The sequence below is a fragment of the Nocardia sp. NPDC055053 genome (assembly GCF_053608285.1).
Genome location: NZ_JBSGVD010000072.1, coordinates 1 through 12,171, shown reverse-complemented (window position 1 = coordinate 12,171; position 12,171 = coordinate 1). Strand labels below are relative to the sequence as shown.

At 67.9% G+C, this 12,171-nt stretch carries 14 protein-coding genes, 1 tRNA gene and 1 other RNA gene; 8 read left to right on the top strand and 8 right to left on the bottom strand.

Features of this window, described 5'->3' with window-relative positions:
- Nucleotides 1-90 precede the first annotated feature (90 nt).
- Nucleotides 91-864, bottom strand: coding sequence for a queuosine precursor transporter (locus ACWF82_RS33975; protein ID WP_452507662.1), 774 nt, complete (start codon nucleotides 862-864; stop codon nucleotides 91-93).
- A gap of 62 nt (nucleotides 865-926) precedes the next feature.
- On the opposite strand from ACWF82_RS33975, the gene ACWF82_RS33970 reads away from it, so the two are divergent.
- Entirely contained in the window at nucleotides 927-1,514 is a 588-nt protein-coding gene (locus ACWF82_RS33970; RefSeq protein WP_452507661.1) for a DUF4190 domain-containing protein, read from the top strand.
- Nucleotides 1,515-1,581: 67 nt separating this feature from the next.
- On the opposite strand, the gene ACWF82_RS33965 is transcribed toward ACWF82_RS33970, so the two are convergent.
- From ACWF82_RS33965 to ACWF82_RS33955, 3 genes are read right to left on the bottom strand one after another with little or no spacing between them, the layout of a single operon-like run.
- On the bottom strand, nucleotides 1,582-2,265 hold the full coding sequence (locus tag ACWF82_RS33965; RefSeq protein ID WP_452507660.1) for an RDD family protein: 684 nt from the start codon (nucleotides 2,263-2,265) through the stop codon (nucleotides 1,582-1,584).
- 43 nt (nucleotides 2,266-2,308) lie between these two features.
- Nucleotides 2,309-3,235, bottom strand: coding sequence for a tRNA glutamyl-Q(34) synthetase GluQRS (gluQRS, locus tag ACWF82_RS33960; protein ID WP_452507659.1), 927 nt, complete (start codon nucleotides 3,233-3,235; stop codon nucleotides 2,309-2,311).
- A gap of 9 nt (nucleotides 3,236-3,244) precedes the next feature.
- Entirely contained in the window at nucleotides 3,245-3,730 is a 486-nt protein-coding gene (locus tag ACWF82_RS33955) for a DUF309 domain-containing protein (protein ID WP_452507658.1), read from the bottom strand.
- Nucleotides 3,731-4,161: 431 nt separating this feature from the next.
- Here ACWF82_RS33955 and ACWF82_RS33950 point away from each other — a divergent pair, with 431 nt between their 5' ends.
- Entirely contained in the window at nucleotides 4,162-4,359 is a 198-nt protein-coding gene (locus tag ACWF82_RS33950; RefSeq protein ID WP_308248653.1) for a DUF397 domain-containing protein, read from the top strand.
- A gap of 86 nt (nucleotides 4,360-4,445) precedes the next feature.
- Entirely contained in the window at nucleotides 4,446-5,870 is a 1,425-nt protein-coding gene (locus ACWF82_RS33945) for a wax ester/triacylglycerol synthase domain-containing protein (protein WP_452507657.1), read from the top strand.
- On the opposite strand, the gene ACWF82_RS33940 is transcribed toward ACWF82_RS33945, so the two are convergent.
- Nucleotides 5,867-6,331: a helix-turn-helix domain-containing protein gene (locus tag ACWF82_RS33940; RefSeq protein ID WP_452507656.1), complete on the bottom strand. Its 465-nt coding sequence runs from the start codon at nucleotides 6,329-6,331 to the stop codon at nucleotides 5,867-5,869. The two genes, ACWF82_RS33945 and ACWF82_RS33940, sit on opposite strands and share 4 nt — an antisense overlap.
- A gap of 265 nt (nucleotides 6,332-6,596) precedes the next feature.
- Nucleotides 6,597-7,241 carry a helix-turn-helix domain-containing protein gene (locus ACWF82_RS33935; RefSeq protein ID WP_189032260.1) on the bottom strand — a complete coding sequence of 215 codons (645 nt, stop codon included), beginning with the start codon at nucleotides 7,239-7,241 and terminating at the stop codon, nucleotides 6,597-6,599.
- A gap of 129 nt (nucleotides 7,242-7,370) precedes the next feature.
- Between ACWF82_RS33935 and ACWF82_RS33930 the strand changes: the two genes are divergently transcribed.
- Together ACWF82_RS33930 and ACWF82_RS33925 are read left to right on the top strand one after the other, a co-directional pair.
- Complete coding sequence (locus ACWF82_RS33930; protein ID WP_268241490.1) at nucleotides 7,371-7,502, top strand: hypothetical protein; 132 nt, start codon at nucleotides 7,371-7,373, stop codon at nucleotides 7,500-7,502.
- An 84-nt stretch (nucleotides 7,503-7,586) separates the two neighbouring features.
- Complete coding sequence (locus tag ACWF82_RS33925; RefSeq protein ID WP_452507655.1) at nucleotides 7,587-9,035, top strand: threonine/serine ThrE exporter family protein; 1,449 nt, start codon at nucleotides 7,587-7,589, stop codon at nucleotides 9,033-9,035.
- A 1-nt stretch (nucleotide 9,036) separates the two neighbouring features.
- On the opposite strand, the gene ACWF82_RS33920 is transcribed toward ACWF82_RS33925, so the two are convergent.
- Nucleotides 9,037-9,462, bottom strand: a complete 426-nt coding sequence (locus tag ACWF82_RS33920) for a DUF5994 family protein (RefSeq protein WP_452507654.1) — start codon at nucleotides 9,460-9,462, stop codon at nucleotides 9,037-9,039.
- Between the two features lie 265 nt (nucleotides 9,463-9,727).
- A tRNA-Ser gene (locus tag ACWF82_RS33915) sits at nucleotides 9,728-9,815 on the bottom strand.
- A 135-nt stretch (nucleotides 9,816-9,950) separates the two neighbouring features.
- Here ACWF82_RS33915 and ACWF82_RS33910 point away from each other — a divergent pair.
- From ACWF82_RS33910 to ACWF82_RS33900, 3 genes are all read left to right on the top strand, one after another.
- A complete protein-coding gene (locus ACWF82_RS33910; protein ID WP_452507653.1) occupies nucleotides 9,951-10,523 on the top strand; it encodes a TetR/AcrR family transcriptional regulator in 573 nt (190 codons plus the stop codon).
- 26 nt (nucleotides 10,524-10,549) lie between these two features.
- An RNA gene (gene ffs, locus ACWF82_RS33905) (signal recognition particle sRNA small type) lies at nucleotides 10,550-10,644 on the top strand.
- Nucleotides 10,645-10,813: 169 nt separating this feature from the next.
- Nucleotides 10,814-12,103, top strand: a complete 1,290-nt coding sequence (locus tag ACWF82_RS33900; RefSeq protein WP_452507652.1) for an aminotransferase class I/II-fold pyridoxal phosphate-dependent enzyme — start codon at nucleotides 10,814-10,816, stop codon at nucleotides 12,101-12,103.
- Nucleotides 12,104-12,171 lie beyond the last annotated feature (68 nt).

Here is a 12,171-nt window from a genome sequence, read left to right as displayed (position 1 = left end):
GTGCCGTTGCGTAGGCGACGAAGGAGCAAGCAACGGTGCCTGACCGGCGGGACACAAGGGGCCGCGACCTCGAGCGCGCCAGCGCTCCAATCAATCGTGCAGTGCGTCGACCTTCGCGGGGGCGTAGGTCGGTTCGGTCTTCTTGAGGAACGCGATCACGCGGTAGGTGATCGGCATGACGATGATCTCGACCAGCGTCTTCCACAGGAAGCCGACGAGCACGTAGTTGACGAACGACTGCCAGCTGTCGATACCGATGGCGGTGGCGGCGATCGAGCAGAAGATCAGCGTGTCGGCGAACTCGCCGACCACCGTTGAGCCGAGCAACCGGGCCCACAGGTGCTTCTCCTTGGTGCGTTCTTTGATCAGCACCAGGGTGGCCGAGTTCAGCAACTGCCCGACGAAGTAGCCGGCCAGGCCCGCGAGCACCAGCTGCGGCGTGGTGCCGATGACCGTGCGGAACGCTTCCTGGTTCTCGTAGAAGCCCGCGGCGGGAAGCCGGATCGCGATCGCGAAGGCACCGACGGTCAGCAGCAGCGCGGCGAAACCGGTGTAGATGGCGTGGCGGGTGGCACGGAAGCCGTACACCTCGCTGAGCACGTCACCGAGGATGTAGGCGAGCGGGAAGAGGAAGAAGGCTCCGTCGGTCGCGATCGGCAGGATCTGCAGCGGGCCGAGCATCACCGATTTGTCGGCGAAGAACTCGACGCCCTTGGTGGCGCAGATGTTGGAGATGATCAGCGTCGCCGTGAACAGGGCGACAATTACCGGGTAGAACCCCCGCGCAACCTGGGCGAACGCCGCGTGGTCCGGCGCGGGGCGCCCAGATTCGGCAGGTTGGTCGAGCGTGTTTGCATCAGTCACGGCTTCTATCCAACCAAGGTCGGGGTGCCTCACGGGCGCGGGTTGTGGAATAGGCTGTACCAATGACGAATCCCGGCGATTCCGACGAATGGTGGAAGCAGTACGGCGGCTCCGGCGTGTCGCCGGAGTCCGGCGCGCCGGGCTCGGCGCCGCAGTACCCGCAGCAGCAGCCGTCGCAGCCTTCGAACTACCCGTCGACGCCGCAGTATCCGCAGCAGCCCGCCCAGCCGGGTTCGGCCCCGCAGTACCCCCAGCAGCCGTCGCAGCCGCAGTACCCCAACTACCAGCAGCCTTCCGCGCCGCAGTACCCGCAGCCGCAGCAGCCGCCTGCCTACGGCGCCTACCCGGCCGGGGGCGGATACCAGCCGTACGGCGGATTCCCGCCGCCGCAGGGCACCAACGGCCTGGCGATCGGCGCACTGGTCTCCTCGCTGGTCGGATTGTGCACCTGCATCGGTTCGATCGTCGGCATCGTGCTCGGCATCATGGCGCTCAACCAGATCAAGGAGCGCGGCGGTGAAGGCCGCGGTATGGCATTGGCGGGCATCTGGATCGGCGCGATCACCATCGTGCTCGGCATCCTCTACTTCGTGTTCGTGTTCATCTTGGGCATGTCGGGTGCCTTCGATTCGTCCACGTCGACTTACTGACTCGCCAAAAACGAACAGGGGCGCTTCCGTACCCGGAAGCGCCCCTGACGTTTTCGTCAGCTGAGAATCAGCCCTTGACGACCTGCGTGCCGCCGGCGAACTTGTCGTGCCAGCCCTGCTTGTTCGGGTCCTGCGAGATGGTGACCATGATGTAGATGGTCAGGCCGAGCCCGATCAGCGAACCGATGCACGGGATCGCGCTGACACCGGTGAACAGGTTGCGCTTGAGCGACTGCTCGGGGGTCAGCTTCGGCGCACCACCGGGCGCGACCACGCGCAGGCCGAGCATCTTCTTGCCCAGCGTCGTGCCCTGGCTGACCTCCATGCCGACGAAGTAGCCGTACACCGCCAGCGACAGGATCGCGGAGGTGATGATCTGGCCACCCGTGCCGCCGCCGACGACGAGCCCGAGCACGATCGACAGCGGAATGCCGATGATCAGGTTGTCGATGATGCGCGCGCCGATCCGGATGCCGAGGTCGGCGGCCTGCGTGCCGCCGTAACCCTGCTGGCCGTACGGATCCTGGCCGTAGGGCTGCTGGCCGTACTGGCCCTGCGGGTAGGCGGGCTGCTGCTGCTGGCCGTACGGGTCCTGGTTGTAGCCGGGCTGGGGCTGCCCGTAGGGCTGCTGCTGCCCGTATCCCGGCTGCTGGCCGTAACCCGGCTGCTGCTGGCCGTAAGGGTCCTGGCCGTAGCCGCCGGGCTGACCGCCCTGCGGGTACTGGTTGGGGTCGTAACCACCGCTGGTCATAAATTCGTCCTCGTCGTGATCAGTAGATCGGTCGCTGCGTACGTTACGGACATCCCTCTGGTCGGAACAACCCGATGGACTCGAGTATCCATGGTTTTTTCGGTACGCGCCTTGCGTTAAAAACTTCGCGGAGCTCTGCTGTTGTCCGTGCGGTGTAGCCGAGTGAACCCGCGATCGCCGCCACCACGTCCTCGGGCGTGTTGCCCAGCGCGCGTTGGTCCGAAAGGCTCACGGCGCCGTCACGTTTGGCCAGCCGCTTGCCCTCCTGATTGAGCACCAGTGGCACGTGCGCGTAGGTGGGCGAGGCCAGGCCGAGCAGCTCGGCGAGATAGGCCTGGCGCGGTGTCGACGGCAGCAGGTCGTCGCCGCGGACCACCTGGTCGACGCCTTGGGCCGCATCGTCGAAGACGACAGCCAGGTTGTAGGCGGGGATACCGTCGCCGCGGCGCAGCACCAAATCGTCGACGGCGCCGTGATATCGGCCGTGCAGCAAGTCGGTGATCTCGAAGTCGTCGACGTCGGCGCGCAATCGCAGTGCGGCGGGCCGTCCTTCGGCGCGCCGGGCCGCGCGTTGCGCGCCGCTGAGGTGACGGCAGGTGCCGGGGTAGGCACCCATCGGCCCGTGCGGCGCCGACGCGGCCTTCTGGATTTCGCGTCTGGTGCAGAAACATTCATAGGTGCGTCCCGCCGCGGTGAGTTCGGCGATCGCCGCGTCGTAGATCGGCAGGCGCTCGGACTGGCGCACCACGGGGCCGTCCCAGTCGATGCCGATGGCGGCGAGATCGTCGAGCTGGCGTTCGGCGGCGCCGGGGCGGACCCGGTCGAGGTCGTCGACGCGGAGCAGGAACGCGCGTCCGGTGGTGCGGGCGAACAGCCAGGCCAGGATCGCGGTGCGCAGATTGCCCAGGTGCAGTTCACCCGACGGGCTCGGGGCGTACCGGCCTGCGCCGGTGGAAGGGCTGGTTGGCACCAAGCAAGCTTAAGCGCGCTCGTGACACAGCCGCGGTCGCAGCTCTTCCTCGGGGATGGTGGTTCCCGCGTCGAGCGCGGCGAGCAGCTCGGCCGCGTGGGCGATCAGCCCGGCGCGGTCCACCTCGTGCTGCTGGGCATTCGCCGGGTAGGAGCCGAGCCGCTCGCTCGCGCGGCGCAGGAGAGTACCCGCGCCCTTGGCGTTTCCACGCTGGATGTGGGTGATGCCGACGGCGTATTGCGCGAGGCCCTGCCAGAGCATCCGCTCGGCTACCGGTCCGTTCTTCCACGCGGCCTCCAATACCTCGTGGGCATTGAATGCCAAACCGTCGTCCAGCAGTTGCTGAGCGAAGGTGAGAGTTTGCTGGGGCGCGAGCTCGAGGTCGTCCGGAATTCGGGCGACTCCGGCACTGCCGGGTGGCAGCGGCCTGCCGAGCCGGTCCCTTGGGCGGTCGTTACGGGCACGACCTGCGGCGTCGCGGTCACGGGAGATCATTCCCCCATGATCCACGCCCGCCGCGGATGGTGCGCACGGGACGGGTGGAGCTGGTGAGAAATTGACGTATCACAGACTAATCACACGGAAGTAATAGTTGATGTGTCAGCCGGATACGGAATGTGTGCGAGGGTCCGGCAATGCTCCCGCAAACGTGAAGCTTCGCAAGCTTGGCAAACCCATATGAGAAAGCAAATTCTCATCCGCAAACTTGCGGAAGACCTGCTAGTGTCTCTTCCGCGGGGGCAGCCCCCGGAGGCGGAAACGCCTCGATGCGCTGGTTCGTGCCGGTTGGTTGCGCGCGCCGTGTGGCAGTGCTTTGGGTGCCACGAAGTAACTCGTCGGTCGCGCCGGATATCGGAATGTTGCAACGATTCCTGGAGTAATCCCGTTCTCGATCATGCAAAGGAGTAAGTGCCGTGGAGGTTGATGTGACGGACGCTGTGTGGCGGAAGAGCACCTACAGCGGACCCGATGGGAACTGCGTGGAAGTGGCCTTTCTCGCCGGCGGCGATGTCGCGGTCCGCGACACCAAGGATCGCGGTCGCGGTCCCGTGCTGGCCTTCGGACCGGGAGAGTGGCGAGCGTTTCTAGCCGACGTCACCGCGGGAGAGTTCGCGCGCGGCTGATCCGCGCCATGCGCCTCGAGAAGGCAGCGCGGGCCCCGGGTCGGTAGGACTCGGGGCCTTACTCTGTGGTGGCCTATCGTGGCCGGATGACCACGATGGCGCCACGTGACGCGACGATGTTCTGGCTGTCACGGCGGACCGTCAATGATGTGTTTCTGCTCTACTGCTTTGCCGAAACCGACGCCACCACAGCCGAACTCGGCGCTTTCGTCGCCGCGCGTTCCGCGTCCATTCCGGATCTGCGGATCCGGCTGCGGGAGATACCGGGCAATCTCGACTATCCCCGGTGGGAGCCCGCCGAATTCACGTCCCAGCAATTCGTGGCCCATCGGCCGGACGGTCTGCGCTGGCCTTTCCTGCTCGACCGCCTCGGCGAACTTCTGGGCACCGGCCTCGACGCGACCGAATTCCCTTGGCGTATCCATGTTTTCCGTGCCGTGCGTGATGTGCCGGTGGCGGCCGGGCCCGCGCTCGTCGTGGTGCTGCAGCTCTCGCACGCCCTGGCCGACGGCACCCGCGCCGCCGCTGTCGCGCGAGCACTGTTCGCGCAGGTGGCGGCCGGTGAAGTTGTCCCCAGGTCTCCCGGTGAACCTGTGGATAACTCGGCAGATCGCCCGGTCGGACCTGTGAAAACTCCTGCACAGCCTGTGGATTCCTGTGGACAGATCTGTGCATGGACGGCCGGTTCGAGAGTGTCTGGCGTGCTGCGCTTTCCCCGGCAACTGGTCACCACGATCCGGCGGGGCTACGCCGCCTACCAGGCGCAGCGGGAATTGGCGGAGCGCACGGCGGCAGGTGAGGTGCCAGCGGCCACAATCGGGTTCGCACCGTGCCGGGTCAACCCGGCGACGCCGGTAGCCGCGCTCGATCACCGGGTGCGGCTACTGGTCGTCGACGCCGCGGCCGTCCGGGTGCCCGGCCGAACCGTCACAGTCGTTGCCCTGACGGCCATATCGCACGCGCTGTCGGTGTACCTCGCCGAACACGGTGACCGGCCCGAAAGTCTCGGCACCGCCCTGCCGATGGCGGTGCCCGCGTCGGGCACGGCGCGCAACAACTACCGTGGCCTGTCCATCGACCTGCACATCGACGAACCCGACCTCGCCGTCCGCGCTGACCTGATCGCCGCCGACCTGGCCACCCGCCGCGAGCGCGCCCTGAATCCATTACTCGCCGTGCAGGACCGGGTCGGCGAGACGGTCCCGGCCGTGCTGGCCGCACGTGACGTAGCGCATGCCGACCTCGGCAGCGTCCCGGACGCCCTCGATGGCAACACCGTGGTCTCCAGCGTCTACCGTGGCGCGGCCGATCTCGCGTTCGCGGGCGCCCCCGTCCTGTTTACCGGCGGTTTCCCCGCGCTCGGCACTGTCATGCACCTGACCCACGGCGTCCATGGCATCGGCGAAACCATCACGCTGTCAGTGCATTCCGATGCCGAGGTACTGGCCGATCCGGATCGCTATCTGACCCTGCTCGGCGAGTCGCTGGCGGCGGTCGTCGCGGCGCACTAGTCGCGTTTGCGGCGCAATTCGACGCCGATGGCGCGCAGGGCCGAATGCAGTGCGGTCGCGGGATCGGTGCCCGCTGCCTGGCCTTCGATCAGGCCGTCGATGCGGAACGGGCAGAAATAGCCGGTGCCGGTCTGGTGTGGGTGGCCGATCTCGATGAGCGGGCGGGTGGCGCCGAGCTTGGTGGCGATCGCGTCGGCGAGGGCGGCGTCGGCGGCGCGTGGGTCGCGTCGACGGGTCGCGGGGAGGGTGGGCGCCGATTGCGCGTGCACCCGCTCGTACCAGTCGATCACCTCGGACGGCGCTGCGCGCGTTCCGGTTTCGTAGTGACCGAGCGCCGCCCGGGAGTAGGGGACGCGGGTCGCCAGTGCGGCCAGGGATAGCCCGGCCTCTTCGCGGAGTTGTCGCAACCGTGCCCCGACGACGGTGGTCTCGCCGTTCCCCTGCTCGCCCCGACTGGACATGGACCCATCGTAGAGAACTGTAGACGTTTGTAGACGCTTTTTGCTGTCCAAAAGGTCTTGACGGCGACCATACTTTGCTGCGGTGGCTTCGACACCACCATACCGCGTCACCTGTGCAGCACCGACTGGTTCGGAGGGGACAGATGGACATCTACCTGTGGATTGCTGTGGGACTGTTCGTATTCGGAGCGCTGACCCGCTACCTGCTACTCCTGCCGCCCGGGGACCGCGGCAGGCCGAGCGTGCACGACATCCGGCGACGGCTTCAGTCCGAGCGCGAACTCCCCGGCCACGACTCCACCGTGCCGTCGGTGCGGACCAGTTCCGACAGGAGCTTCTCGGCGTCGGACTTCTCCCTGGCCAGGGCGCTCCAGCCACGGACGACACCGTCCGCGCCGGATTTCGTCGTCCACGAGCCGACCGCATGAGCGCCCTGGGGATGCAGCGAGTAGTAGATGGTGCCGATCGGCCAGCCGACGTCCATGCCGCGCACCCAGCCGGTGAGCGCGTCACCGTCCCACACCCGCATCTCGCCCCGCATCTGCGTGGTCGGGTCGTCCTGCGCGGCAGGGGTTTCGGCGGCCGAGTCGATCAGCAGGTGGTCGCCCTCGTGCCGGATGGTCACCGGCGTTACCTCGACCTCGTCGCCGTGGTTCGCCGCTTTCTGCCAGGCTGCCCACCAGCGGCCCGCCAGGTCGATCCGGTTGTCGACGATGCCTGCCAGTTCGGCGAGCGAGATCTGCAGCGCGTCGGCCAGCCGGATCGCGACGGGCAGCGTCGGCGACTGTTCCTCGGATTCGTACCGGGTGATCTGCCGCGAGCTCACCCCGATCGCGGTGGCGAGCGCGGGCTGCGACAGCCCGAGCAACCGCCGCCGCTCCTGGATCACCTTCCCCGTCCCGGTGTTCATACAGTCATCGCCTCCATCGCCGGCCCCTACCGTCACACCCTGCTGGACACATCCGCACCAGACCCGCCGTCATCGCGCGCCACCGCCAGGGGTCGCGAAGACCACTGGCGCGGCGCACATGCCGACTGCGTGGCCGATTCTCCCATCTCTTCGCTCCAGCAGGCCCGTTTCGTGCTGACTCAGCACGACGGGTGTGGTCCGCGCTGCTTGCAGCACCTGGCGGCCACGGCCTACAGCACCGGCCTGATCGAGGACATCTGAGCCACCACGCCGTGACAACGCGACACGTTGACGAACTCGTTGCGAGATGACGAACGTGCCGTGAACGCCGTTACCGTCGATGGTATGAGTGCTGACCAAGAGGCGGAAGGCGACGGCGGCACGATCACCGAACGCCCGGGTCTGCGCCAGCGGTGGCGGTTGCGCAGGCCGTTCGTCCTGCCCTCTCAGCGCGCCACCGCCGACAACATCACCGCGGCGCCAACCCCGTTGCAGCCGATCGATCTCACCGACGACGCCGAGGTGTCGCAGGTGCTCGACCTGGCGGTGCGGGTGGGTGAGGTGGTGCTGTCGGCGGGTACCGGTGTCGTCGATACCTTGGCGCAGGTGCGCTTCATCGCCTCCACCTACGGCTTGGACAAATGCGATATCGACGTCACCTTCGACGCGATCCGCATCTGGGCCGACCGCGGTCCCCGGCTGCCGCCGGCCAGCGATATGCGGATCGTGAAGTACCGCTCGCTCGATTTCACCCGGCTGGCCGCGGTCGACCGCCTGACCCGCCGGATCCGAACCCAGGTCGTGCCCGTCGACCAGGCGCACGCCGCGCTCGACGAGATCGTCTCGTCGCGGCACCCGTATCCACGGTGGGTGTCCACTGCGGGCTGGTCGCTGCTGGCGGCCGCGATCGCGGTGCTGCTCGGCGGTGGCGTCCTGCTCGCCGCCATCAGCTTCGCGACGACCGCGCTGATCGACGTGGTCAACCGGGCGCTGCATCAGCTCGGCCTGCCGATCTTCTTCCAGCACATGATCGGCGGTGTCATCGCCGCCGCGCCCGCCATCGCGCTGGCGGCGTTCAGTGATCACTGGCGGGCCGACGCCGCGCTGATCGTCGCCGCGGGCATCACCGTGCTGCTCAGTGGGCAGCAGCTGGTCGGTTCGGTGCAGGACGCCATCACCGGCGCGCCGATCACCGCGGCGGCCCGCATGCTCGAGGTGGTGATGATGACCGGCGGCATCGTCGCCGGTATCGGTCTGGCGCTGCGGATTTCGACGATGCTGGGGATCGCGGTGCCGGAGATCGCGGCGAGCGCGGGCCGGGACACCGAATTCCTGGCGATCAAGCTGAGCGCCGGTGCGGTGGCGGCGATCGCCTTCGCGCTGGCCTGTTACGCCGAGCGTCGTGCCCTGTTCGCGGCCGGGCTCAGCGGTGCGGCGGGCACCGTGGCCTTCCTCGTCACGCAGGACATCGGGTTCGGACCGGTCGTCGCCTCCGGTATGGCGGCCACGCTGGTCGGCCTGGCCGGTGGTCTGATGGCGCGCCGGGCGCTGACGCCACCGCTGGTCGTCGCGGTCGCGGGCATCACGCCCCTGCTGCCTGGTCTGAAGGTGTATCGCGGGCTGTATGCCCTGCTGGAGGACGAAACGCTGCTCGGTTTCGGGCAGATTCTCGGTGCGTTCGGTGTCGGCTGCGCGCTGGCGGCGGGCGTCGTCCTCGGTGAGTGGTTCGACCGATTGCTGAGCCGCCGCGGCGCGCCGCGCGACTTCGACCCGACCTACACCAGCGATCGATGAACTAAGTCTGGACGAGGGTGCGCGGCCCGTCGGCAGCGGATTCGGCGGGCGCGGGATCCTGGATGCGCGGTTTGCCCGCCGCCCAGCGCATCTGGCTGCGGGCTGCGGGCGCCTCGGTCGCCGCCGGGATGACGAGCAGCGCCAGCGCGGCGCCGTTGCTGCCGACCACGTGCATGATGCGCGAGGCCTGCTCGCCCTTGGCTTCGTCGGCGGAATCGACGGCGTTCCAGTCGAATCCGAGGCGGGCCAGCTTGCCGATGCGCGGCGATACCGCGTGCACCAGCTGGCGCAGCTCGGTCATCGGCTGATCGGTACGCGGCCACCAGGCGCCGTCGATCGGGCCCGTGGCGGCATGGCGGTCACGCAGCATCAGCCGGATCGGCCCGGTCGCGTCGCGACCGATGCTCGTTTCAGTTGCTGTATTCACTACGAATGATGTCTTTCTGATGTCTTGGGGGCGCCGTCGGGTAAATATCGACCGGCACACGCCGTCCGTTTACGGACGGGCACTGGGGTTGGGTACCCACTCCACTGTGTCGGCACGCACACATCTGTGACCGTGGCGGCGACACCGGCGGTGGGTGTGGTGGGGGTCTCCCGCACTGTCGGGGCTCACTCTACGGAAGCCCACCGACAGATCCACCGATTAAACGAGCAGGGCCCCGACCGGCGAACCGATCAGGGCCCTGCTGTGGCGGAGGATAGGGGATTTGAACCCCTGAGGGCGTTAACCCAACCCGCGTTCCAGGCGAGCGCCATAGGCCACTAGGCGAATCCTCCGTGGAGCAGCATAGCGGTCTCGGTGCCCCGGTGTAAAAACGGGTCGGGCCGGTCAGGGCGGATCGGTGGACTATACGGATACGTACACTGGGGGCTCTGGCCGCTCGGGTGGCGGTCGAAGCCGAGCGATATGAGGTGGAACACGTCGTGGGCGTCGCGCGAACTCCCCGGTCGAGATGGGTCGAGGAAGGCCTGCAAGTCCTTGCCTCCTCGGGCGTCGACGCGGTCAGGGTGGAGGCACTGGCCAAGCGGATCGGCGTCACCAAGGGCGGGTTCTACGGTTATTTCGCCGATCGCGACGCGCTGCTGGCCGCCATGCTCGAGGCGTGGGAGAGCGAGGCCGTCGACCAGGTGATCGAGCAGGTCGAGCACGCGGGGGTGGACCCGAAGACCAAGGCGCGGCTGGCAGGCGTGCTCACCTTCTCCAGCAACCGGCTGCTGCCGATCGATCTCGCCATCCGCGACTGGGCCCGCCGCGACGACGACGTCGCGCAGCGCCTGCGCCGGGTCGACAATCGGCGAATGGCGCTGCTGCGCGAGACGATCGGTGAATTCTGCGATGATCCCGACGAAGTGGAGGCCCGCAGCCTGCTCGCCTTCTGCGCGGTGATCGGCGGGCACTTCCTCGCCGCCGACCATGAGGGCCGCACCCGTGTCCAGGTCATGGCTCGTGCCGCTGACCTGCTGTTCGCACCCTCGGATCGCTAGACGGCCCGACAGCCGCTACACTGGCCGACGGATCCCGCGCGGCGCGCATCCTGTGAACTCCCCCAGGGCCGGAAGGCAGCAAGGGTCAACGGGCTCTGCCGGGTGCGCGGGGTCCCCTTTATTTTCCGGGGATCCCCGCCTGATCGATCGGCCTACGCACCTTCGCAGCGTGCGAGCCTCATCGGGCCCCGGATACCCCACCGATTCCGAGCAACCGCCGGGTAACGTTGCGGGTGTCGGCACGCGCAGCGTGCACCCCTCCACCTTGCTGCTTCGAAAGGCTGCCCAGGATGCCCCGGCAAACGCAGATCGGTTTGATGAGCCACGCGGAACTCGTGTCCGAGCACGAGTCCCAGACCGCGAATTACGCGAAGCTCGAGACCGAGAAGCTCACGCTGGATCTCACCCGAGGTAAGCCATCATCGGAACAACTCGACTTGTCCGCGTCCCTACTGGCATTACCCGGTGACGGCGATTTCCGCGACGGGTCCGGCACCGACTGCCGTAACTACGGCGGCCTCAACGGCCTGCCCGAACTGCGCGCCATCTTCGGCGAGCTGCTCGGCATCCCGGTCGAGCAGCTGATCGCGGGCAACAACGCCAGCCTCGAGCTCATGCACGACAACATCGTCTTCGCCATGCTCTACGGCACCCCGGATTCGCCGCGCCGCTGGGTCGCGGAGGAGACGATCAAGTGGCTGTGCCCGGCGCCCGGTTACGACCGGCACTTCGCGATCACCGAGGCGCTCGGCATCGAGATGATCACCATCCCGATGAACAACGACGGCCCCGACACCAGGGCCATCGCGGCGCTGCTGGCAAACGACCCGCAGATCAAGGGTCTGTGGGCGGTGCCGAACTACGCCAACCCGACCGGCGCCGTCTTCTCCGAAGAGGTTGTCCGCGAGCTGGTTACGATGCCTGCCGCCGCGCCGGACTTCCGGCTGTTCTGGGACAACGCCTACGCGGTGCACCCGCTGACCGACACCGCGGCGCCGGTGCTCGACGTCCTCGGCATGGCCGCGGCGGCGGGTAACCCGAACCGCCCGCTGGTGTTCGCCTCCACCTCCAAGATCACCTTCGCCGGTGCGGGCGTGAGCTTCTTCGGCGCGTCCAGGGCGAACCTGGACTGGTACCTGTCGCACGCCGCGAAGAAGAGCATCGGCCCCGACAAGCTCAACCAGCTGCGGCACCTGCGCTTCTTCACCGACGCCGAGGGCGTGCGTGAGCACATGCAGAAGCACCGCAGGCTGCTCGAGCCGAAGTTCGCGCTGGTCCGCCGCGTTCTGGAGGATCGCCTCGGCGCCTCCAAGGTCGCGTCGTGGACCGAGCCGAAGGGCGGCTACTTCATCAGCCTCGACGTGCTCGAGGGCACGGCGGCCAGGGTGATCGCGCTGGCCAAGGACGCCGGCATCGCGCTCACCGCCGCGGGCTCGGCGTTCCCGTACGGCAACGACCCCGAGGACAAGAACATCCGCATCGCTCCCTCCTTCCCGCAGCTGCCGGAACTGGAGAAGGCGATGGACGGCCTGGCGACCTGTGTGCTGCTCGCGGCCACGGAAAAGCTGCTCGCGCAGTAATCCTGGAGCGCTGGCGCGCTCGAGTCGCGGCCCCTTGTGTCCCGCCGGTCAGGCACCGTTGCTTGCTC